General features: G+C 63.1%; 21 protein-coding genes. 18 read left to right on the top strand and 3 right to left on the bottom strand.

Translation table 11 applies throughout. The features are described 5' to 3' along the window. Positions 1-21: 21 nt before the first annotated feature. The 8 genes from ACFWEM_RS29205 to ACFWEM_RS29170 all read left to right on the top strand — a co-directional run bounded on the left by ACFWEM_RS29205 (position 22) and on the right by ACFWEM_RS29170 (position 9,209). Positions 22-210, top strand: coding sequence for a hypothetical protein (locus tag ACFWEM_RS29205; RefSeq protein WP_283301526.1), 189 nt, complete (start codon positions 22-24; stop codon positions 208-210). Positions 211-328: 118 nt separating this feature from the next. Beyond that, complete coding sequence (locus ACFWEM_RS29200) at positions 329-2,887, top strand: bifunctional FO biosynthesis protein CofGH (RefSeq protein ID WP_378539332.1); 2,559 nt, start codon at positions 329-331, stop codon at positions 2,885-2,887. Next, the gene (locus ACFWEM_RS29195; RefSeq protein WP_378539215.1) at positions 2,887-3,645 is read left to right on the top strand and encodes a hypothetical protein; all 759 of its coding nucleotides are present in this window, start codon (positions 2,887-2,889) and stop codon (positions 3,643-3,645) included. The genes ACFWEM_RS29200 and ACFWEM_RS29195 overlap by 1 nt, the downstream gene beginning before the upstream one ends. 146 nt (positions 3,646-3,791) lie before the next feature. Then, positions 3,792-4,115 (top strand): ferredoxin, encoded by a 324-nt coding sequence (fdxA, locus tag ACFWEM_RS29190; protein WP_003945248.1) that lies wholly within the window; start codon positions 3,792-3,794, stop codon positions 4,113-4,115. 5 nt (positions 4,116-4,120) lie between these two features. Continuing rightward, complete coding sequence (gene dapC, locus ACFWEM_RS29185; RefSeq protein WP_378539214.1) at positions 4,121-5,224, top strand: succinyldiaminopimelate transaminase; 1,104 nt, start codon at positions 4,121-4,123, stop codon at positions 5,222-5,224. 64 nt (positions 5,225-5,288) lie between these two features. Then, positions 5,289-5,969, top strand: coding sequence for a rhomboid family intramembrane serine protease (locus ACFWEM_RS29180; RefSeq protein ID WP_378539213.1), 681 nt, complete (start codon positions 5,289-5,291; stop codon positions 5,967-5,969). Between the two features lie 12 nt (positions 5,970-5,981). After that, positions 5,982-7,394: an acyl-CoA synthetase gene (locus tag ACFWEM_RS29175; protein ID WP_378539331.1), complete on the top strand. Its 1,413-nt coding sequence runs from the start codon at positions 5,982-5,984 to the stop codon at positions 7,392-7,394. Between the two features lie 213 nt (positions 7,395-7,607). Then, positions 7,608-9,209, top strand: a complete 1,602-nt coding sequence (locus tag ACFWEM_RS29170; RefSeq protein ID WP_378539212.1) for a substrate-binding domain-containing protein — start codon at positions 7,608-7,610, stop codon at positions 9,207-9,209. Here ACFWEM_RS29170 and ACFWEM_RS29165 read toward each other — a convergent pair. After that, the gene (locus ACFWEM_RS29165; protein ID WP_378539211.1) at positions 9,206-10,513 is read right to left on the bottom strand and encodes a DUF222 domain-containing protein; all 1,308 of its coding nucleotides are present in this window, start codon (positions 10,511-10,513) and stop codon (positions 9,206-9,208) included. The two genes, ACFWEM_RS29170 and ACFWEM_RS29165, sit on opposite strands and share 4 nt — an antisense overlap. 124 nt (positions 10,514-10,637) lie before the next feature. On the opposite strand from ACFWEM_RS29165, the gene ACFWEM_RS29160 reads away from it, so the two are divergent. After that, positions 10,638-11,627: an ABC transporter ATP-binding protein gene (locus ACFWEM_RS29160; protein WP_378537322.1), complete on the top strand. Its 990-nt coding sequence runs from the start codon at positions 10,638-10,640 to the stop codon at positions 11,625-11,627. Beyond that, complete coding sequence (locus ACFWEM_RS29155) at positions 11,627-12,385, top strand: ABC transporter permease (RefSeq protein WP_378539210.1); 759 nt, start codon at positions 11,627-11,629, stop codon at positions 12,383-12,385. The genes ACFWEM_RS29160 and ACFWEM_RS29155 overlap by 1 nt, the downstream gene beginning before the upstream one ends. 9 nt (positions 12,386-12,394) lie before the next feature. On the opposite strand, the gene ACFWEM_RS29150 is transcribed toward ACFWEM_RS29155, so the two are convergent. Beyond that, complete coding sequence (locus tag ACFWEM_RS29150; RefSeq protein ID WP_378539209.1) at positions 12,395-13,777, bottom strand: amino acid permease; 1,383 nt, start codon at positions 13,775-13,777, stop codon at positions 12,395-12,397. Then, a complete protein-coding gene (gene dapD, locus ACFWEM_RS29145; protein ID WP_019749368.1) occupies positions 13,777-14,730 on the bottom strand; it encodes a 2,3,4,5-tetrahydropyridine-2,6-dicarboxylate N-succinyltransferase in 954 nt (317 codons plus the stop codon). Before dapD ends, ACFWEM_RS29150 begins: the two co-directional genes overlap by 1 nt. 49 nt (positions 14,731-14,779) lie before the next feature. On the opposite strand from dapD, the gene dapE reads away from it, so the two are divergent. From dapE to ACFWEM_RS29105, 8 genes are all read left to right on the top strand, one after another. Further along, positions 14,780-15,850, top strand: coding sequence for a succinyl-diaminopimelate desuccinylase (gene dapE / locus ACFWEM_RS29140; protein ID WP_378539208.1), 1,071 nt, complete (start codon positions 14,780-14,782; stop codon positions 15,848-15,850). Between the two features lie 16 nt (positions 15,851-15,866). Next, a complete protein-coding gene (locus ACFWEM_RS29135) occupies positions 15,867-16,670 on the top strand; it encodes a TIGR00730 family Rossman fold protein (RefSeq protein ID WP_003945176.1) in 804 nt (267 codons plus the stop codon). Next, entirely contained in the window at positions 16,664-17,221 is a 558-nt protein-coding gene (locus ACFWEM_RS29130; protein ID WP_378539207.1) for a TIGR00730 family Rossman fold protein, read from the top strand. Before ACFWEM_RS29135 ends, ACFWEM_RS29130 begins: the two co-directional genes overlap by 7 nt. A 112-nt stretch (positions 17,222-17,333) precedes the next feature. Then, on the top strand, positions 17,334-19,106 hold the full coding sequence (locus tag ACFWEM_RS29125; RefSeq protein ID WP_378539206.1) for a long-chain-acyl-CoA synthetase: 1,773 nt from the start codon (positions 17,334-17,336) through the stop codon (positions 19,104-19,106). 30 nt (positions 19,107-19,136) lie between these two features. Continuing rightward, on the top strand, positions 19,137-20,036 hold the full coding sequence (gene folP / locus ACFWEM_RS29120) for a dihydropteroate synthase (protein WP_230817391.1): 900 nt from the start codon (positions 19,137-19,139) through the stop codon (positions 20,034-20,036). Next, positions 20,033-20,974: a glucosyl-3-phosphoglycerate synthase gene (locus ACFWEM_RS29115; protein WP_283301488.1), complete on the top strand. Its 942-nt coding sequence runs from the start codon at positions 20,033-20,035 to the stop codon at positions 20,972-20,974. The genes folP and ACFWEM_RS29115 overlap by 4 nt, the downstream gene beginning before the upstream one ends. A gap of 32 nt (positions 20,975-21,006) precedes the next feature. Beyond that, positions 21,007-21,390, top strand: coding sequence for a DivIVA domain-containing protein (locus ACFWEM_RS29110; RefSeq protein ID WP_378539205.1), 384 nt, complete (start codon positions 21,007-21,009; stop codon positions 21,388-21,390). Then, on the top strand, positions 21,390-21,959 hold the full coding sequence (locus ACFWEM_RS29105; RefSeq protein ID WP_230817394.1) for a DNA-3-methyladenine glycosylase I: 570 nt from the start codon (positions 21,390-21,392) through the stop codon (positions 21,957-21,959). Before ACFWEM_RS29110 ends, ACFWEM_RS29105 begins: the two co-directional genes overlap by 1 nt. Positions 21,960-21,967: the final 8 nt, after the last annotated feature.

Genomic DNA, 21,967 nt, shown 5'->3' with positions numbered 1-21,967 from the left:
CGACCGCGAAGGGAGCACGTGATGACCGAACAAGATGCGACATTCGACCCGGAGGCTCCGGAATCAGATGCGCTCGAACAATCGACACCCGTAGATCCAAACGCCCCCGAAGAACCCGATCTGACCGATATTCCGCTCGACGCACCTGTGGCTGACGTGGTGGATCAACGCGTCGAGGTCTCGGTCGACGACGACTATCGGCCGTCGTGATCGAGGCGGTATCGCGGCAGTAAGGCCTCCTACTTCTGGCACCGGGTGGCACTAGTCGTCTCACATGGCGCATGATCGCTAGGTGAACCGAACTGGTGATGACTCCGGCAAACCCACCATGCTTCCGATGCCAGGTATTTCCGCGTCCGCCTCGTCCAGTCCGTCGCCCGGCCCGTCAGCGTCGGCGATGCGGCGAGTTCTCCGTCGCGCACGCGACGGAGCGACGCTCAATGTCGACGAGGCGGCAACGCTGCTGCAGGCACGGGGAACCGATCTGACCGATCTGTGTTCCTCGGCGGCCAAGGTTCGCGACGCCGGTCTGCTGGCAGCGGGTCGGCCGAACACCGTGACGTACTCGCGGAAAGTTTTCATTCCGCTCACTCGTCTGTGCCAGGACAAGTGCCACTACTGCACCTTCGTCACCGTGCCGGGGAAACTGCGTGCCGAAGGGCACGGCATGTTCCTGGAGCCGGACGAGGTTCTGGATATTGCCCGGGCAGGCGCCGAATTGGGCTGCAAGGAAGCCCTGTTCACGCTGGGGGATCGCCCCGAGGCTCGCTGGCCGGAAGCAAAGCAATGGCTGGACGAACGTGGCTACGATTCCACCCTCGACTACGTGCGAGCGATGTCGATTCGGGTGCTCGAGGAGACCGGACTGCTCCCACACCTGAACCCCGGTGTGATGAGCTGGCAGGAACTCTCACGGCTCAAGCCCGTCGCGCCGTCGATGGGCATGATGCTCGAGACGACGGCAACTCGGCTGTTCACCGACAAGGGCGAATGCCACTACGGAAGCCCGGACAAGGACCCCGCGGTTCGGTTGCGCACCCTGACCGACGCAGGCCGACTGAACATTCCGTTCACCACCGGCATTCTCGTGGGCATCGGGGAGAACTTCCTCGAGCGCGCCGAGTCGATCATGGCGATACGCAAGTCGCAGAAGGCGTTCGGCCACATCCAGGAAGTGATCATTCAGAACTTCCTGGCCAAGCCTGATACCGCGATGCGCAACACCCCTGACGCAGGACTCGACGAATTTCTCGCGGCCATCGCCGTCGCGCGCCTACTGCTCGGGCCCACGATGCGGATTCAGAGTCCGCCGAATCTCGTCTCGAACAGCGAGTGCCTCGCGCTGCTCGGCGCAGGCGTCGACGACTGGGGCGGGGTATCACCGCTGACCCCCGATCACGTCAACCCCGAGCGCCCGTGGCCCAATCTCGAGACCTTGGCCGAGATCAGCGCCGAGGGCGGCTTCACCCTCACCGAACGCACTGCGGCCCAGCCGGCGTATGTCCTGGCCGGGGCTCCGTGGATCGATCCGCGCATTGCGGGTCACGTTCAGGCGCTCGCGGACCCCAAGACCGGGCTCGCCTTGCCGGATACCAAGCCGGTGGGTCGGCCGTGGCAGGAGCCCGACGAGTCGTGGGAATCGAGCGGACGCGTCGACCTCAATACCGAGATCGACACGGACGGGCGCAACACCGAGACCCGCAGTGACCTGGGCAGTGCGTTCGGCGACTGGGAGACCGTGCGCGAACAGGTACTCGAGCTGAGCGCTCCGATTCGCGTCGACACCGATCTGTTGGCTGCGCTGCGCAGTGCCGAACGTGATCCCGCCGGATGCTCCGACGACGAATACCTGGCCCTTGCCACCGCAGAGGGGCCGGGCTTGGAAGCCGTTGTGGCGCTGGCGGATGCGCTGCGCAAGGAAGCCGTCGGCGAGGACGTCACCTACGTCGTGAACCGGAACATCAACTTCACCAACATCTGCTACACGGGCTGCCGGTTCTGTGCGTTCGCGCAGCGCAAGGGCGATGCCGACGCCTTCACACTGTCGGCAGAGCAGGTCGCCGACCGTGCGTGGGAAGCGCACGTCGCCGGCGCTACCGAGGTGTGCATGCAGGGCGGTATCGATCCGGAACTTCCCGTCACCGGTTACGCCGACCTGGTCCGGGCCGTCAAGAAGCGCGTGCCGTCGATGCACGTCCACGCGTTCTCACCGATGGAGATCGTGAACGGCGCATCGCGCAGCGGTGAAAGTATCAGGGATTGGCTGACGGCTCTGCGTGAGGCGGGCCTCGACACCATTCCCGGCACGGCAGCGGAGATCCTCGACGACGAGGTGCGCTGGATCCTCACCAAGGGCAAACTGCCGACGGCGGAGTGGATCGAAGTGGTCACCACGGCCCACGAGGTAGGACTGCGGTCGAGTTCGACGATGATGTACGGACACGTCGATCAGCCGCACCACTGGGTCGGGCACCTGAATGTTCTTCGCGGAATCCAGGACCGCACAGGCGGATTCACGGAGTTCGTACTTCTACCGTTCGTCCACCAGAGCGCGCCGCTGTACCTGGCAGGCGCTTCACGACCAGGGCCGACCAATCGGGACAACCGCGCTGCGCACGCGCTGGCACGCATCATGCTGCACGGCCGCATTCCCAACATCCAGACCAGCTGGGTCAAACTCGGCATCACCGGAACACAGATGATGCTCAACGGCGGAGCCAACGACCTCGGCGGAACGCTGATGGAAGAGACGATCTCGCGGATGGCGGGCTCCGAACACGGGTCCGAGAAGACCGTCGCAGAACTGCGCGCCATCGCCGAGGGAATCGGACGTCCGGCACGCGAACGAACCACCACACATGCACGACGCGAAGGAGCGATTGCCTGATGGCTGATGTACTGGGGGACCGCAAGGTCGTCGAGGTTCTCGATCGAGCGGTATGGGGGATCAACCCGGTTCTCGACCTCGCCTACAGCGATCCGCTCGGTATCAAGCGTCGGACCTTCGAGCCGACCGATCCTGAGCGAAACGCTGCCGCGATGGTGTTGGACGCTGCAGCTTGGGTCCTCGATGTCGTCAAGTTCCCCGGGACGGCGGCGTGGTCGGTGATGACGGACGAGCAGCGCTCGAAGTGGTGGACGACCAGGTTGGGTGCACTCAACACCGTTGCCGTCGCGTTCCCCGGCATCTTCGGCGTCCTCCTCAATCGGTTGCCGATCCAGGACCTGCTGGCTTTCGCGAATCAGGCCGTTGTGCTCGTTGCGGTTGCCCGTGAACACGGAGTGACCGAACGGGATCAGCAAGTGGACCTCTTGGCGTCGGTGCTGTGCCGGCGTGAGACCAAGTCCCGAGATCTGCTCGCCGGTGAGGATTTCGCCGAAAAGTCGGTCAGCGCCGCCGACGAGACCTGGCGCCCCTTCGCATTGATCGGGACCTTGTGGCGCACCTCGAAGACTTTCCGCGCCATCACCGACGAGTTGCACAAGCGGCCGTCGCGGACGAAACCGTACGAGATTCTCGGCAAGATTCCGGTGGTCGGCGTCGTGGCGGATTACCTCGGTGAGCGGGGCGCACTGGTACGCGCGGCCGCCCTGGGGGAGAAGTGGATCGCGATTCGGTCGAGGAACATCACCGCAGTAGGCTGAAATGTGTTACCCCCGCCTGCTCAGAGTCGGTAGGCAGGGGGATAATAGGCTGTTCCCGCGGTACGTGAGAGTCGTATCGGATTTTCGGCCCCGAGCAACTGCGTGTTGCGGCGGCGATGCACGACAGGAAGGCAGGGAGATCGGCAGTGACCTACACGATTGCTGAACCGTGTGTAGATGTGATGGACAAGGCGTGCATCGAAGAATGCCCTGTCGACTGCATCTACGAGGGTGGACGCATGCTTTACATCCACCCCGACGAGTGTGTCGACTGCGGCGCGTGTGAGCCTGTCTGTCCCGTCGAAGCCATCTTCTACGAAGACGACGTCCCGGATCAGTGGAACGCGTACATCAGCACCAACGTCGATTTCTTCGACGATCTCGGTTCGCCTGGTGGAGCCGCCAAGCTCGGCAAGGTCGACTACGACACGCCGTTCATCAAGGCGCTGCCTCCCATGGGTGAGGAATAGAGATCTTGTCTCGTACTCCGGTGGCCGCTGGGCTTCCTGACTTTCCGTGGGATTCGCTCGCCGACGTCACGGCGAAGGCGCACTCTCATCCCGACGGCATCGTGAACCTGTCCGTGGGTACGCCGGTGGATCCGGTGGATCCGGTGATTCAGGAGGCCCTCGCCTCTGTTGCCGAGGTGCCCGGATATCCGACGACTCATGGCACGCTCGCGCTTCGCGAGGCCGTGGCGGAGTCACTGGATCGCCGCTACAACATTCCCGACGTCGATCCGGCAGCGGTGCTGCCGGCCATCGGTACCAAGGAAATGATCGCGTGGCTGCCGAAATTGCTTGGTCTCGGAGCCGACGATCTAGTGGTCATTCCAGAGTTGGCGTACCCGACCTACGAGGTCGCGGCGAAGTTGGCAGGCGCACGTGTCCTGCGCGCCGACGGCTTGAACAAGCTCGGTCCCGAGTCGGCGGCGATGATCTTCGTGAACTCGCCGTCCAACCCCACCGGCAAGGTGCTCGGCCTCGAGCACTTGCAGAAGGTCGTGGCCTGGGCGCGCGAGCGCGGCGCCATCGTCGTCTCCGACGAGTGCTACCTCGGATTGACCTGGGAAGCGGATGCGCTCTCCATTCTCGATCCCCGCGTCAACGACGGTGATCTGACCGGTTTGCTTGCGGTCCACTCACTTTCGAAGACATCCAATCTCGCGAGCTATCGCGCCGGGTTCGTCACCGGTGACCCTGCTCTGGTGTCGGAACTGCTCGACGTGCGCAAGCACGCGGGAATGATCTTGCCGCTACCGATTCAAGCCGCGATGACCGCAGCCTTGGGCGACGACCAACACGAGAACATCCAGCGCGAGCGGTACCGCGAGCGTCGTAGCGTGTTGATCGAAGCTGTTCGCGGCGCCGGATTTACCGTCGACAATTCCGAGGCCGGCCTGTACCTCTGGGCAACCCGCGGCGAGGAATGCCGAGCGACGGTCAGTTGGTTCGCCGATCGCGGGATCCTCGTTGCTCCCGGTGAGTTCTACGGACCGAGCGGAAGCAAGCACGTTCGGATCGCTCTCACCGCGACAGACGAACGAATCGCCGCAGCAGCAAAGCGCCTCTCCGCCTGAACTGTGTGCTTTCGCAGGTGTCAGGTTCCCTGATGTCGGTATCAGTCCGATGTAAGGTCGCGCTGTGACCACCTCAGGGACCGGCGGCTTGGACGCGGTACTGATCGTCGCCGTCGTTGTTGCCTCGGTTGCGTTGATGCTCACCTGGCTGAAGGATCGTCGAATATTCGGAGACTTCCCTCTTTCGGCCGCTGTTCTTTGGCTGGTGGTGGCGGTTCCATCGATCCTGCAGGCGCTGATGCCGGGACTGCTGGACATGTTTCGTCGTGATCCCGCTCTGATTCGCGACGGTCAATGGTGGCGCATTCTGACCTCGGTGCTCGTCCAGGACGGAGGGGTCGCAGGAACCGTCACCAATCTCGTGACGCTGGCGGTGGTGGCGCCTCCGGCGTTTCGGCTCTGGGGCGCCGCACGCGGCTGGGCTCTCTTCCTGCTCGGTCAACTGCTGTTCGGTTTGCTCACAACCGCAGTCTTCCCGTCGACCGGCGCAGGAAACTCCGGCGCCACACTTGCTCTGGCAGCGGCGGCCGCGGGGATCGGCGTTCTGGTGCGCCCGCGAATGCCCGAGATTGTTCTGACAGCAGTGATTGTGGTCGGCGGCGCAACCCTGGTGACGGTCGACGACGCGCACGGATTCGCCGTTCTTTCGGGGGCACTCTTGGGGGCGGCGCTGGTGACGCTGTTCCCGCCGCACTCGATGGATGCGCGTCGGGCAGGAGAAAGTTTGCGACCATCTGCGCTGTGAGATGCTGTCGTGGTGCTGCTGAGATCCCTGAACCCCCTTGCTGTTGCCCGCGGTGACGACCTCGACGACGCCGTGACGATCGGTGACACGGTTCTCTCGCGGAGTGCCATTCTCGGTGCCGCGACCTCGGTCGCGGAGCGAGTGGCGCAGGCCGATCGGGTTGCCGTATTGGCAACTCCCACAGCAAAAACGATCCTCGCCGTCGTCGGAGCATTGATTGCCGGCGTCACTGTTGTGCCGGTCCCGCCGGACTCGGGGAAGGCCGAGCGGGAGCACATTCTGCGTGACTCCGGTGCCCAGGCGTGGCTCGGCGAAACGGACGAACACTGCGAAGGCTTGCCCGTAGTTCCCGTCCGATTGCACGCGCGCTCGTGGCACAGCTATCCCGAACCGGCACCACAGTCCACAGCGTTCGTCCTGTACACGTCCGGAACCACCGGCCCACCGAAGGGTGTTCTGCTCAGTCGCTCGGCCATCGCAGCCGGGATCGACGCGCTCGGCGAGGCCTGGGACTGGACGTGGCGAGACACGCTGGTGCACGGGCTTCCGCTCTTCCACGTGCACGGACTGATTCTCGGAATCCTCGGCCCACTCCGGATCGGCAGCCGGGTGATCCACACCGTCAAGCCGACGCCGGAAAACTACGCACGGGCCAAAGGCTCCCTCTACTTCGGTGTCCCCACTGTCTGGTCCCGTATCGCCGAAGACGAAGAAGCTGCCCGTGCATTGTCCGGCGCCCGACTTCTGGTTTCCGGTAGCGCGCCACTTCCTGTGCCGGTCTTCGAAAAGCTGCGTGAGCGAACAGGATTGACGCCAATCGAGCGTTACGGCATGAGTGAGACAATGCTGACCCTGAGCACGCGTTTCGACGGCGAACGACGCCCGGGGTGGGTCGGCGTGCCGCTGCGCGGTGTCGAGACTCGTCTTCGTGACGAGAAGGGCAACGACGTGCCACACGACGGCGAGAGCATCGGCGGCCTACAGGTACGCGGGCCGATGCTATTCGACGGCTACTTGAACCGTCCAGACGCAACCGCCGAGTCCTGGACGGAGGACGGCTACTTCAAGACCGGTGATGTCGCCGTCATCGACGAGGGTGGGTTCCACCGAATCGTCGGCCGCGAATCCATCGACTTGATCAAGACCGGCGGATTCAGAGTCGGCGCCGGTGAGATCGAGACCGCCATCCTCGGGCATCCCTCGGTCTCCGAAGTTGCGGTGATCGGTGTCCCCGACGCCGACCTGGGGCAGCGGATCATCGCCGTCGTAGTCCGAAAGCCCGGGAGTCCTGAGGTCACCGAAGCTGAATTGGTCGAGTTGGTCGGCGCAGAGTTGTCGGCGCACAAGCGTCCCCGTGAGGTTCGCTTTGCCGAGACACTGCCGCGTAACGCGATGGGCAAGGTCCAGAAGCGGGAGCTGTTCTAGGCAGGGCAGTTTGCTGAAAAATCGCTGCGACGCTTGAAGGTTCGTGAATTCAGCCGAACTGTCCCGGAATGTGCGCTCGCCGGTTCTTGGATGATTCAGTGCAAGTTGGAATTTCTGTGTTCTTGGCTACACTACCGCCCGGTAGGGATAGCTCCAGTCGCACGCATGCCGTCGGTATGCCCCAGTGCGAGTGGCCTCGGAAGGGCAGATTTCATGGCGGGCGGACGGCATTCGAGTCCTGACAGCGGGCGGTCGATCGGGTTCTACGCAGTGGGTGGGTTGGTTGCCGTCGCGGTAGTCGCCACCGGGGTGGTGGTCTTCAAGGCAACACAGTCCGATTCCTGCGAGAGCGTCGACGAGTACTCGCTGGCAGCAGATCCTGCGATCGCGCCTGCGGTCACGGAGATCCTCGCAGAATCGTCGCCGGAGCAGACGGGCTGCTCGCGGATCACGGTCACCTCTGCGCTGCCCGGCGACGTTGCGGGAACTTTGGGTAAGGGCGTGGACGCTCCGGACATGTGGATACCGGATTCGACAGCGTGGGTCGGCAAAGCTGCATTGACGGCCAAAGGGCCGGTGGCTGCCGCGGGAGGTTCGATCGCCACCTCGCCTGTTGTTCTTGCCTCCGGCGGTGGCGAACAGTTTGCCAGTTGGCTCACCGCGCTACAGGTCCCCGATCTCGCGCTGGGCAATCCGTTGTTCACCGGAGTTGCATCGGCGCCCATTCTCGGAGCTCTCGCGGAGACCGGCGCCACCTCGGAATCGGTTCGAGCGGCACTTGTACCCCATGCCCAAGCGGAGAGTGTTCGTACCGAAGATCAGCCGGTAGGACAGAAGATGCTCACCGAATTGGTCAGCTCCGGGAAGGTCGGTGTTTCGACCGAGCAGCAGGTAGTCGAGTTCACGAAAGCCGAGTCGAAGATTTCCGCGACAGTGCCGGCGACGGGAACCATGATGATGGATTACCCCCTGGTGGTGAGTGCTTCGGCACCGGATCGGCACTACGCCGCAGCCAAGAAGAGTGACGCCATCGCCGACTTGTTGCACAGTGAATCTGCACAGGAAGTTCTGACACGCAACGGTTTCCGTACTTCCGGTGGTGGGGCTGTCGAAGGTGGCGTCGGTGACGTCACGGCACTGACCGTGTCCGAACAGTCGGTGGCAGATCAAACACTGGGTGCTTGGGCGTTGATGGCCAAGCCGATCCGAACGCTCGTCGCGATCGACGTGTCGGCCTCGATGGACTATCCGGCGGCCGGTGGCAAGACCCGCATGCAGCTGACAACTGGTGCGGCTCTTGCCGGCAATCAGGTCTTCCCGGACAGCGTCGCTGCCGGTCTGTGGGCGTTCTCCCAAGGTATGAACGGAACCCAGGACTTTCAGGAATTGGTGCCGATCAGGCGCTACGACACCATTGTCGACGGCGTGACTCAACGAAAGTTGATGGCGGATCAGGCGAACCGGCTCACCGAACTCAAGCGTGGCGCCACAGGTTTGTACGACACGACTTTGGCCGCCTTCCGTAAGGTTCAGGAATCGTACGATCCGAGAGCGGTCAACAGCGTCATCATCTTGACCGACGGCGCCAACGAAGACCCCGACAGCATCAGCCGTGAGCAGCTGCTCGATGTTCTTGCACGCGAGCAGGATCCGGCTCGACCGGTCATCATCGTCACCATCGGCATCACCGACGACGCTGATGCTGCGGCGCTCGCCGATATCTCCCGCGTGACGGGCGGTTCGACGTACATCGCTCGCGATCCCTCGGAGATTTCCGAGGTGTTCGTGAATGCACTGGCTCACCGAGGAACTTAGGCCGCATCGGGACCGGCCCACGGTATCGGAAGTGGCGGAGCCGCAGACGAATATCGGTGCCCGGTAGGTGTCGTCGTGGTGAAGCTGTGCCGGTTGCCTGGTGCAGGTTCGGCAGACCAGTCCAAGCCCTGCTTGGCGTAATTGCATGCCGCGCACAATCCTGCGCCGTTGGCTGCACTGGTGGGTCCACCCTTGTTGTGATCGCGAATGTGGTCGCGGTGGCGAACCGGCGCGTCGCACCACGGAGTGCGGCAGCTTCGATCACGGAGTTCGATTAATCGCGCCAACCCCTTCGGGAAGGTTCTCGCCGTTGATTCCATCGCGGTCATCGCGCCGGTTTCGGGGCATGCGTAGATCTTTCGGACCATTGCCATCGTTTCGGAGTCTTCGCTGGACTTGGCGATCCATTCGCGTGCAATGTCGGCTGGTACAGGTCCGTACCCGTGGACGTGTGCAGGGCCGGTGCTGTCGCCCAGCAGTGACTGATCCGAGACAACCAGATTCACGGTAACGGGTGTCGTTGTGGCGCGGCCGATTCCGGTGACACGCTCGACCAGGAGGTCAGCCATGATCTGAGCTCGCGTGCGCTCATCCCCGCCGGCACGAACGGAATCTGCATCGCGCCCGAGCGTCGCATGTACGGCGATACCTTCGGCAACGGGAAGAAGCACATTGAGCCAGCACATCGTGTCGGGCGCAGGCCGCGCCGTCACTCGTCTGTTTCCCACGGCTTTGCGTGCTCGTCTGGCGACACTGTCGGCGTCGATTTCGGCAGTGCGTGCGCGGATTCTTTCCGTCAGTTGATGGTTGCCGCATCCGTCCAAGATTGCAGCGTCGCAGCAGAACTCGCGATCCAATGTAGCGCGATCCTGGGCGGTGAGACATGAAGTCTCGCGCATGAGGATCGTCGCCTGATGCTCACTGATGGAGCCGTCGACGAGTAGTCGAAGTGTGTGCGGCATCTCGTCGTTCAGTGCGCGGTCCAGGTTCAGATGCTGAGTTCCGAACCACGCAGACTCCCTCCGTGCGAGTGCAATCTGCGCATTGATGCCGCGGCCCTGGTATGAGCGCCGAACTCCCCGTTCGCCGCGGTCCTTGCGGGTGAAAGCGTCGAGATCGGCAGCCAGTAACGCTTGGGCCCCAGCGCAACTGGCCTTCAATTCTTCCAATGCGCGCAGAAGATCCACGCGTGCTGCGTTGTCGATGGAACGATCCATGCTGACGAGTGATGCTCGGAATTGTCCGATGGTCTCTTCGGATATCGCCTGTTTGGATATCGCCTGTTCAGATACTTGCGTCGTCACTTTTACCCCCCGGTAGTGTCGAACATACATTCGATACTAGCTTCGACAGCGAACGGACGCAACGCATTTCTCTGTTGGCGTCTGAAAGTTCCGACAGTTCGGTTTTCATGGTTGACTGGTCCTCATGATCGAGCTGAGGGGATTGACCAAGGTTTACGGACCGACGAAAGCGGTGGACGATTTGTCGTTCACGGTCAAGCCGGGCATCGTGACGGGTTTTCTGGGCCCGAACGGTGCGGGTAAGTCGACGACGATGCGGATGATCCTGGGTTTGGATCAGCCGACGTCGGGTGCGGCGTTGATCGACGGCAAGCCGTACCGGGAGCTCAAGACGCCGTTGCGGACGGTGGGCGCGTTGTTGGATGCGAAGTGGGTGCACCCCAATCGCAGTGCGCGGGCGCATCTGCAGTGGATGGCCGCTTCGAACGGGATCCCGAAGTCCCGCGTCGACGAGGTGCTCGGGTTGGTCGGGTTGTCCGAGGTGGCGGGCAAGAAGGCCGGCGGGTTCTCGTTGGGTATGTCGCAGCGTCTGGGGTTGGCGGGTGCGTTGTTGGGTGATCCGAAGGTGTTGTTGTTCGACGAGCCGGTCAACGGTCTCGATCCGGAGGGCATTGTCTGGATTCGTAAGTTCATGCAGCGGTTGGCGGCGGAGGGCCGCACTGTGTTGGTGTCGAGTCACCTTCTGTCGGAGATGGCGTTGACGGCGGAGCAGTTGGTGGTGATCGGTCGGGGTCGGTTGATTTCGGATTCGACGGTGGCGGAGTTCGTGGATCGTTCGTCGGAGTCGACGGTGCGGGTGCGTAGTCCTCAGCTCGATGCGTTGCGCAGTGTGTTGCTTTCGCAGGGGTTGACGGTGCGTGAAGATGGTTCCGGTGTTGCGCCGGCATTGGTGGTGGTGGATTCGACGACTGATGTGATCGGTGGTTTGGCTGGTTCGCAGGGGATCGTGTTGTACGAGTTGGCGTCTCAGCAGGGGTCGCTCGAGGATGCGTTCATGAAGTTGACCGGAGACGATGTCCAGTACCACGCGTCCGGTATCGATCCGGGCGCTGGAGCCCACCAAGCAAATGCACACCAGGCAAACACACAGCAGGCTATGGGAGGTGCACTGTAATGGCTGTTCTCAGTGCTGAACGTATCAAGATCACCACGACCAAGTCGCCGCTGTGGTGCACGATCATCATCATAGTGCTCGGGTTGGGGCTCGCTACCGTTTTCGGACTCAGCGCCAAGTCGTCGCTCCGCAATTCGAACGGCGCAATGATGCCGACAGTGTCGGGGGCACTCAGTGGAGTGACCGGCTTCGGTGTGTTGGTTCTGATGATCATGGCGGCCCTCGCGATCACCAGCGAATACCGCTTCGGGACCATCCGAACCACGTTCCAGGCGGTTCCGAATCGGGCTTCGGTGCTGATCGCCAAGGCCGGCCTCATCGGCGGTTTCGGAGCGATATTGACGCTCGTATTGTCGTTCGGCGCCTTCGCTCTGACGAAGGCCACAGCAGGCGACGCCGGAACATTCCTTACTCTGTCCGGCGACGAGAACTGGCGGGTCGTCTACGGAACACCGATCTACGCGTTCTTCTGCGTGGTACTGGCAGTCGGAGTGGGGGCGTTGCTCCGGCAGTCTGCGGGTGCGATCGCGCTACTGCTGTTGTGGCCCCTGCTCATCGAGAACCTATTCAACCTGTTTGGCAGCATCGGCGAGAAGATCATGCCGTTCCTGCCGTTCATGAACGCCAACAACTTTCTCGGTTCCGGCGGTAGTGTCGACTTCCACTGGGGCCCTTGGGGCAGCCTGATCTACTTTGCCCTCTTCGTTCTCGTCGTCTTCGGGCTCAGCATCGTCGTCGTGAACAGACGAGATGCATAGGCACACAGATCAGGCGGGCTGATTCTGCTTACGCCAGCGGGCGTTCAGGAAACCCAATGCCGCGATCACGAGGAACAACACGGTGGTCGAGATCAATTGTGCACGGGCATCGGCGTCGAAGAGCATGAGGACGACGAACACGCCGAGCATCGCGAGAGTCGCGTAGCTCAAATAAGGGAACAGCCACATTCGAACTGTCAGCTTGCCCGACGCTTCTAGTTGTTTACGCAGTCGCAGATGCGAGACGACGATGAAGATCCAGATGACCAGCAGCGCGGCGCCGACTGCGTTGAGCAGGATGCCGAGCAGGTCGTCGGGGAGCAACCAGTTGAGCAGGACGCTGACGAAGCCGAAGAACACCGACAGCAGAACGGCATTGGTCGGAACTCCGGTGCTCGACAGTTTCGCCATGAAAGCGGGCCCGTCACCGCGACGCGACAGCGAGAACGCCATACGAGAAGTGCCGTAGATGTTGGCGTTGAACGCAGAAAGCAACGCCACCACTACGACGAGTTCCATGAACCCGGCAACACCCGGAATGTTCGCCTTGTTCAAGACGGCCACAAACGGGCCGCTCTCGAGTTCGGGGTCGTTCCAGGGCAGCACCAGAACCATGATCGAGATGGCGCCGATGTAGAAGACGCTGATGCGCCACACCACGCTGCGGACAGCGACGGCGATGGAGCGTTCCGGATTCTCGGATTCGGCTGCGGCGATGGTGACGATCTCGATCCCGCCGAAGGCGAAGGCCACGACGAGAAGGCCTGCGGCGATGCCGGACAACCCGTTGGGCATGAAGCCACCCTGCCCGAACAGATTGCTCGTACCGACCGGATCGGTATCGGGCAGGATGCCGAACACCAGCAGGACACCGATGACGAGGAAGGCGATGATGACGGTGACTTTGATTGCGGCGAACCAGAACTCGAACTCGCCGAAGTTGCTGACCTTGGCCAGGTTCACGACGGCGAAGAACACCACGAAGACGAGGGCGACAACCCATTGCGGGATCGACGGCACCCAGTCGTTCACGATCGCCGACGCTCCGGTGATCTCGGCCCCCAGCACCATGATGAGCATGAACCAGTAGAGCCAGCCCATCACGAAGCCGGCCCACTCGCCGATGCCCAGACGTGCGTAGTGCGAGAAGGAACCGCTGGCCGGAATCGCCGCGCCCATCTCACCGAGCATGCGCATCACGAACACCACGACGGCGCCCGCAAGGATGTAGGAGATCAGGACGGCCGGGCCGGCCTTGGCGATACCGACGCCGGTTCCGAGGAACAGGCCGGCGCCGATGGCCGAGCCCAGGCCCATCATCGTCAGATGGCGGACCTTGAGACCGTGGCCGAGAGCAGTGGTTGTTCCGTCGGAGACGTCGGTGCTGGTCATCAGTCGTTGGCGTGCAAAGCAGCGTTCAGTTCGACGCCGGTGCCCTTCCACGGCACGACCTCGACGGCACCCGAGACCGAGTTACGACGGAAGAGAAGGTTGGACTTGCCGCTGAGTTCCTTGGCTTTGACGACGGTGCCGTCCGGGCCGGTGACCTTGGTGCCCGCGGTGACGTAGAGGCCCGCTTCGAGGACGCAGTCGTCACCGAGTGAGATGCCGAGGCCGGCGTTGGCGCCGAGGAGGCAGCGCTTGCCGAGAGAGATGGTTTCCTTGCCGCCGCCGGAGAGGGTGCCCATGATCGAGGCGCCGCCGCCCACGTCGGATCCGTCGTCGACGACGACGCCCGCGGAGATGCGGCCTTCGACCATCGAGTTGCCGAGGGTGCCGGCGTTGAAGTTGACGAAGCCCTCGTGCATGACGGTCGTTCCGCTGGCGAGGTGTGCGCCGAGTCGGACACGGTCCGCGTCACCGATGCGAACTCCGGACGGCACGACGTAGTCGACCATGCGGGGGAACTTGTCGACGCTGAACACGGTGACGACTCCGCGGATGCGCAGACGCGAGCGAACCTGCTCGAAACCTTCGACGGCGCACGGACCGAAGTTGGTCCACACGACGTTGCTGAGCAGGCCGAACTGGCCGTCGAGGTTGACGCCGTGGGGCGCGACGAGACGGTGCGAGAGGAGGTGGAGGCGCAGGTAGACGTCATGGGCGTCGACCGGTGCCTTGGAGAGATCGGCGATGGTGGTGCGCACGACGACCTGCGAGACCTCGCGAGCGTCGTCAGTGCCTGCCAGCAGTGCAAGATCGGAAGGAATGTCTGTTCCCTCGACGTTCTCGGTACCGGTCTTGTCGAATGTTCCCAGCTCCGGTGCCGGGAACCAGGTGTCGAGGACGGTTCCGTCCGCGGTCACGTTGGCGATACCTACTGCTGTTGCTCCCTGTGCGCTCACGGGACTAGAGATTACTGGGTGGTGGGTGCACCGGCCTAGGCTGGTGCGTGTGAGCATCCTCGATCTTGCTTCGGACCCCATCGACTTGACGGCCGCCCTGGTCGACATCCCCAGCGTCTCGCACGACGAATCCGTCATTGCGCAGGCCGTCGAGGATGCGCTGCGTGAGCAGACTTCGGGCTTCGAGATCATCCGCAACGGCAACGCCGTGTTGGCGCGTACGTCGCGCGGTTTGCCCAGTCGCGTCATGCTCGCCGGACATCTGGATACGGTGCCGATCGCCGACAACGTTCCTTCGCGACGCGAAGGCGACATTCTGCACGGATGCGGGACTGTCGACATGAAGTCGGGGGACGCGGTGTTTCTTCATCTGGCTGCGACCATCGAGAACTTGGCCCACGATCTGACTCTCGTCTTCTACGACTGCGAAGAGATCGCCGCGACGTACAACGGCCTGGGAAGAATCGAACGCGAGATCCCGGAATGGCTCACGGCCGACGTCGCGATTCTCGGTGAGCCGACGGCCGGTTTCATCGAGGCCGGGTGCCAGGGCACGATGCGGGTTCGGTTGACGGCGTCGGGAACTCGCGCACATTCGGCCAGGTCCTGGCTGGGGGACAACGCCATTCACAAGTTCGGGGGTGCATTGGAGCGGTTGTCGAGTTACCAGCCGCGCTCGGTCGACATCGACGGTTGCGGCTACCGCGAGGGTTTGTCGGCGGTGCGGATTTCCGGCGGTGTCGCCGGAAACGTCGTCCCGGACGAAGCCGAGATGGACGTCAACTTCCGATTCGCGCCCGATCGCAGCGAGGTACAAGCCGAGGCACACGTGCGCGAAGTGTTCGACGGTCTGGGCCTCGGATTCGAGGTCACCGACTCCTCGCCCGGCGCGCTGCCTGGCTTGGCGAACCCGTCCGCTGCCGCGCTGATCGAGGCGGCCGGTGGTCAGTTCCGTGCGAAGTACGGGTGGACCGACGTGTCCAGGTTCTCGGCGCTCGGCATTCCTGCCGTGAACTACGGACCGGGTGATCCGAATCTCGCGCACAAGCGCGACGAGCACGTTCCGGTGCAGCAGATCACCGACGTCGCGGCCGTGCTGAGGAAGTATCTGTCGGCCTGACCGTTAGCCTTGCCGCATGGCACCAGAGAAGAATTCGGCTTCGAAGAAGCAGAGCTCGTCGATCAAGCACCGCGGGCCGGTTCAGCTTCGACGCAAGCGCAAGGACGAGAAGACCACGACGGATCAGCGCCTGCTCGACAAGCGCGGACCCACGGATTGGGTACACACCGATCCGTGGCGTGTGTTGCGTATCCAGAGCGAATTCATCGAAGGTTTCGGCGCGCTCGCCGAGGTCCCGCGTGCGGTGACGGTGTTCGGTTCGGCCCGCACCACGGTCGATCATCCGGAGTACCAATCAGGCCGTGAACTGGGAACCGCTTTGGCCGAAGCTGGGTACGCCGTCATCACCGGTGGTGGGCCGGGAGTCATGGAAGCTGCCAACCGTGGTTGCAGCGAAGCAGGCGGATACTCGATCGGTCTCGGCATCGAGTTGCCGTTCGAGCAGGGACTCAACGAGTGGGTGGATCTCGGAATCAACTTCCGGTATTTCTTCGCTCGCAAGACGATGTTCGTGAAGTACTCCCAGGCATTCATCTGCCTGCCCGGCGGCTTCGGAACACTCGACGAGCTGTTCGAAGCGCTCACCCTCGTCCAGACCCACAAAGTCACACGCTTCCCGATCGTCCTGTTCGGCACCGAGTACTGGTCCGGACTCGTCGACTGGATTCGCGGCACCCTCGAGCGTGACGGCAAGATTTCCGAGGGTGACGTGAATCTGCTGCACGTCACCGACAGCGTCGAAGAAGCAGTACGAATCGTCCTCAACGCAGACAAGGGCGTCGACGAGGCCGCAGATCTGGGGAAAGAAGAAGAATGGTGACCGATTCCGACAAGAAGTACTCGATCTGCGTGTACTGCGCGTCGGGGCCGGTGGACGATTCTTTCCTGGCGTTGGCGGCAGAGGTGGGAACCGCGATCGGTCGACGCGGATGGCAGTTGGTCTCGGGCGGTGGCAACGTCTCGATGATGGGCGCAGTCGCCGAGTCCGCTCGCGCGGCGGGCGCTTGGACCGTCGGCGTCATTCCGAAGGCCCTGGTGCACAAGGAAGTTGCCGACGTCGATGCCGACGAGCTGATCGTCACGGACACCATGCGCGAACGCAAGAAGCTGATGGAAGATCACGCCGACGCGTTCATCACGCTGCCGGGCGGAATCGGGACGCTGGAAGAGCTGTTCGAAACGTGGACCGCCGGCTACCTCGGAATGCACGAGAAACCAGTGGTGATGCTCGATCCGGTCGGGCACTTCACCGGCCTGCTCGAGTGGTTGAACAAGCTCGACGGGACCGGCTTCGTCGGGCGTCAGGCGCTGGACACCCTGCTGGTGAGGACGGACGTCGAGGCAGCGCTCGACGCGTGCGTCAAATCCTGATCAGACGCGTGCGTGAAACCCTGACCTGGGGCATGGCGGGCTTTATTACCGTGAAGTAAGGTGGCCGCAGACTGGGCGGCCGAATGGGCGCCGGATACGTGTTAGGGGAGCCATGAGTTCGGAAGCCCGTTCGACCGTCGGCCTGCTGGATCTGGCGGCAAAACTGCCGTCGATGATCACCGAGGTGCCGATCCTGGCGCGGGGGGCCGCCGGCCTCACCCGCAAGCCTTCGGCCAAGGAATCGATCGGGTTGATCTTCCAGAAGGCTGCGCACGCTCACCCGTCGCGCCCGTTCATCCGGTTCGAAGGCCACGCGACCAGTTATGCCGAGGCCAACGAACTGGTGAACCGCTACGCGGACGTTCTCCGCGGCCGAGGAGTCGACCGCGGAGACGTCGTCGGAGTGCTGGCAAAGAACACTCCCGAAGCCCTGTTGATCGCACTCGCTGCCGTCAAACTCGGTGCGGCAGCGGGCATGCTGAACTACAACCAGCGCGACGACGTTCTGGCACACAGCCTTACGCTGCTCGACGCTCGCGTCCTGGTGGTCGCCGACGAGTGCGAAGAAGCCCTCGAATCGTTGCCTGCCGGATTTGCCGGGCCCGCTCAACTTCTTGTCAGTGAACTCTCGGATCTGGCGAAGACGGCTGATCCGGCCAACCCGGCGGTCACCGCCGAGGTGCTGGCGAAGGAGAAAGCGTTCTACATCTTCACCTCGGGCACCACCGGAATGCCCAAGGCCAGCTTGATGACTCACTTCCGCTGGTTGAAGTCGATGTCCGGACTCGGGTTGATGGGCGTGCGCTTGCGCGGCTCCGACACTCTGTACTGCTGCCTGCCGCTCTATCACAACAACGCGTTGACGGTCTCGTTGTCCTCGGTGCTCGCGTCCGGTGCGACCATCGCAATCGGACGTCAGTTCTCCGCCTCCCGGTTCTGGGACGACATCGCAGTCAACAAGGCGACCGCCTTCACCTACATCGGTGAGCTGTGCCGCTATCTGCTCAACCAGCCGGCCAAGCCGACCGACAGCGACAACGCCGTTCGGCTCATGGTCGGCAACGGTCTGCGCCCTGAGATCTGGGCCGAATTCACCCAGCGCTTCGGCATTCCCCGCGTCGCCGAGTTCTACGGTGCCAGTGAATGCAACATCGCGTTCGTCAACGCACTCAACGTCGACAAGACAGCAGGCATCTGCCCGTTGCCGCACGCTGTCGTGGAGTTCGACGAGAACACCGGAAAAGCGTTGCGTGGAGCCGACGGTCGACTCCGCAAGGTTTCCACGGGTCAGGTCGGACTCCTACTGTCCAAGGTCACCGACCGGGCGCCTTTCGACGGTTACACCGACGAAGCGGCGAGCAACAGCAAACTGGTACGGGGCGGATTCAAGGACGACGACACCTGGTTCGACACCGGAGACCTGGTGCGCAAGCAGGGATGGGGCCACGTCGCCTTCGTCGACCGCCTCGGTGACACCTTCCGCTGGAAGGGTGAGAACGTCGCCACCACGGAGGTCGAGGGCGCGCTGAGTTCGCACCCGGCCGTCGAGGAAGCAGTTGTCTACGGCGTCGAGATTCCGGGCACCGACGGGCGCGCGGGCATGGCGGCGGTGAAGTTACGTGACAGTCAGAGTTTCGAGGGCAGCGAAGTCGCGGCTCATCTCTACGGCAAGCTCCCCAACTACGCGGTCCCGTTGTTCATCCGCATCGTCGACTCACTCGAACACACCAGCACTTTCAAGTCACGCAAGGTGGAATTGCGGAACGAGGGTTACGACGTCGGCGCCGACACTCTGCACGTTCTCGAAGGCCGCGACGGTGGTTACGTGGACTCGTACGACGAATACGTCGGAAAGGTCGCGGCAGGCTCGGTACCCAAGGGCTAGACCGAGTTCCGTCATGCCAGTATGAGTGGCATGTCTTCACTCTCCGGTTCTACCGCGCAGCCAGGTCCGGCGCCCACCCTGTGTGGGCGTCCGGTCGCGGTCGACCGTGCATTGGTGATGGCGATCGTCAACCGCACTCCCGATTCCTTCTACGACCAGGGGGCGACGTTCTCGGACTCGGCGGCGATGGCTGCCGTCGATCGTGCCGTCGACGAGGGCGCCGATCTGGTCGACATCGGGGGAGTGAAAGCCGGACCGGGTGACCTCGTCGACGCCGACGAGGAAGTCAGGCGGGTGGTTCCGTTCGTCGCCGCGATCAGGGCCAAGTACCCCGAGTTGATCATCAGCGTCGACACCTGGCGCAGTGGCGTCGCACGGCTGGCACGCGACGAAGGCGCAGACCTGATCAACGACACGTGGGCCGGTGCGGATCCCGAACTCGTGGTCGTCGCTGCCGAGACGGGCGCCGGCATCGTCTGCTCGCACACGGGCGGCGCGGTTCCGCGCACCCGCCCGCACCGTGTTCGCTACGACGATGTCGTCGCAGATGTGGTCTCCGAGGTGGTGTCCGCGGCAGAACGCGCCCTGGCTCTCGGTGTTCCGCGTGACGCGATTCTGATCGATCCCACCCACGACTTCGGCAAGAACACCTTCCACGGGCTCGAGTTGTTGCGAAAAGTGGACGTTCTTGTAAACACCGGGTGGCCAGTGCTGATGGCGCTGAGCAATAAGGACTTCATCGGGGAGACTCTTGGTGTGGAGCTTTCCGAGAGGTTGGAGGGAACATTGGCAGCGACAGCAATGGCCGCGGCGGGCGGCGCCCGGGTGTTCCGTGTTCACGAGGTGGCGTCCACCCGTCGAGTAGTCGACATGGTGGCCGCGATCCAGGGACGCCGCGCCCCGGTTCGTACGGTTCGAGGTCTGGCATGAGTATCACCGGTGCGGGCCCGACCCGCGTATGGGCAGAAGCCAACAGTTGGGACCATCCGAGTTGGACGGTGGCCGAACTCGAACGGGCAAAGGGTGGCCGAACGGTCTCGGTGGTGTTGCCCGCGCTCAACGAAGAGGACACCGTTGCCGCGGTGGTCGACACCATTCACCCGTTGCTCGGCGGCTTGGTCGACGAATTGATCGTGCTCGATTCGGGTTCGAGCGACCGTACCGCCGAGCGTGCTCGTGCGGCCGGAGCGACGGTGATCAGTCGTGAGAGCGCCGTCCCGTCCATCCCGCCGACCGCGGGCAAAGGTGAGGTGCTCTGGCGTTCGGTCGCCGCGACGACCGGCGATCTGATCGCATTCGTCGACTCCGACCTCATCAATCCCGATCCGGCGTTCGTGCCCAAATTGCTGGGTCCGCTACTCACCGTTGACGGCATCCATCTGGTGAAGGGTTACTACCGCCGTCCGCTGCGCGTGAGCGGCACGGAGGACGCCAACGGCGGCGGACGAGTCACTGAATTGGTGGCGCGGCCCATGTTGGCTGCGCTGCGGCCCGAACTCACCTCGGTGCTGCAACCATTGGGTGGTGAATACGCGGGCACCCGAGAGTTGCTCTCCGCAGTCCCGTTTGCCCCGGGCTACGGTGTCGAGATCGGCTTGCTGCTCGATACGTACGACACGTTGGGGCTGGCGGCGATCGGTCAAGTCAATCTGGGCGTGCGCAAGCATCGCAACCGGCCACTCGCCGACCTCGGCGTGATGAGTCGGCAGATCATCGGAACGATGCTCAGGCGGTGTGGGATCGAGGATTCGGGTGCCGGGTTGACCCAATTCCTGGTCGACGGTGATTCTTTCGTGCCCGAGACCACGGAGGTATCGCTCGTCGATCGACCCCCGATGAATTCGATAGTGCGCACCGCGGGGGTCTGACCGCTTACCCACGGGTATGGGAGTATCGGTCCATGATGACGATCCTCCTGTACCTGATTGTCATGGCACTGGTCGGCGCGATGATCTTCCTCGCCGCCAGCGCTGTGTTCGGGCGCTCGGAAGAGCTGCCGCCGCTGCCTCCCGGCACGACGGCGACCGTGCTGCCGGCGGAAGACGTCACAGGAGCGGATGTCGACGCTCTGCGCTTTCAACAGGTGCTGCGGGGTTACAAGGCGAGCGAAGTCGATTGGGCTCTGCATCGCCTCGGGTTGGAAATCGATTCTCTGCGTGCACAACTGGGCCGTGACGAGCGGTCTGAGGTCCTGGTGAAGGCGGATGCTCCCGCCGTGGCCGAAGCGTCGCACGAGGAGCCTGAGACCGCGTCCGAGTCCGAGTCGAAGGATCCTCAGGGCTGATGGCAGACGGACTGGTTCGATGCGGCTGGGTGGTCGAGACGCCCGGCGACACGCTCTACCGCGACTATCACGACGAGGAGTGGGGGCGGCCGCTGCACGGGCGCGACGAACTGTTCGAGCGGCTCGCTCTCGAGGCATTCCAATCAGGGCTTTCGTGGATCACGATTTTGCGCAAACGCGAGTCCTTCCGAGAAGCCTTCGACGGGTTCGATCCGGACAAGGTCGCAGCGTACGGAGTTGCGGATGTCGAGAGATTGCTCTCCGATGCCGCGATCGTCCGCAATCGCGCGAAGATCGAAGCGACGATTTCCAACGCCCGAGTGCTCGTGAATTCACCCGATCTGGACCTCGATTCGTTACTCTGGTCGTTCTCGCCGCCTCGACGCACCAGACGACTGACATCAATTGCGGAGGTTCCGGCGGTCACTCCCGAGTCGACTGCCATGGCTAAGGAACTCAAGCGACGTGGGTTCAAGTTTGTGGGTCCTACCACGGCTTATGCGCTCATGCAGGCCACCGGAATGGTCGATGATCACGTGGCCGATTGTTGGGTTCCGACGCAGGTGTGACGGTCGAC

This window comes from Rhodococcus sp. NPDC060176 (assembly GCF_042728675.1).
GTDB lineage: Bacteria > Actinomycetota > Actinomycetes > Mycobacteriales > Mycobacteriaceae > Rhodococcus_F.
This window is presented reverse-complemented; position numbering and strand designations above follow the sequence as displayed.

Coding starts and splice junctions, on each gene's coding strand:
- ACFWEM_RS29195 (WP_378539215.1), top strand. CDS start 2,887: ATGGCTGATGTACTGGGGGACCGCAAGGTCGTCGAGGTTCTCGATCGA.
- ACFWEM_RS29110 (WP_378539205.1), top strand. CDS start 21,007: ATGATGACGATCCTCCTGTACCTGATTGTCATGGCACTGGTCGGCGCG.
- ACFWEM_RS29135 (WP_003945176.1), top strand. CDS start 15,867: ATGGCACCAGAGAAGAATTCGGCTTCGAAGAAGCAGAGCTCGTCGATC.
- ACFWEM_RS29160 (WP_378537322.1), top strand. CDS start 10,638: ATGATCGAGCTGAGGGGATTGACCAAGGTTTACGGACCGACGAAAGCG.
- ACFWEM_RS29125 (WP_378539206.1), top strand. CDS start 17,334: ATGAGTTCGGAAGCCCGTTCGACCGTCGGCCTGCTGGATCTGGCGGCA.
- ACFWEM_RS29155 (WP_378539210.1), top strand. CDS start 11,627: ATGGCTGTTCTCAGTGCTGAACGTATCAAGATCACCACGACCAAGTCG.
- ACFWEM_RS29205 (WP_283301526.1), top strand. CDS start 22: ATGACCGAACAAGATGCGACATTCGACCCGGAGGCTCCGGAATCAGAT.
- ACFWEM_RS29115 (WP_283301488.1), top strand. CDS start 20,033: ATGAGTATCACCGGTGCGGGCCCGACCCGCGTATGGGCAGAAGCCAAC.
- ACFWEM_RS29200 (WP_378539332.1), top strand. CDS start 329: ATGCTTCCGATGCCAGGTATTTCCGCGTCCGCCTCGTCCAGTCCGTCG.
- ACFWEM_RS29105 (WP_230817394.1), top strand. CDS start 21,390: ATGGCAGACGGACTGGTTCGATGCGGCTGGGTGGTCGAGACGCCCGGC.
- ACFWEM_RS29130 (WP_378539207.1), top strand. CDS start 16,664: ATGGTGACCGATTCCGACAAGAAGTACTCGATCTGCGTGTACTGCGCG.
- folP (WP_230817391.1), top strand. CDS start 19,137: ATGTCTTCACTCTCCGGTTCTACCGCGCAGCCAGGTCCGGCGCCCACC.
- ACFWEM_RS29150 (WP_378539209.1), bottom strand. CDS start 13,777: ATGACCAGCACCGACGTCTCCGACGGAACAACCACTGCTCTCGGCCAC.
- ACFWEM_RS29170 (WP_378539212.1), top strand. CDS start 7,608: ATGGCGGGCGGACGGCATTCGAGTCCTGACAGCGGGCGGTCGATCGGG.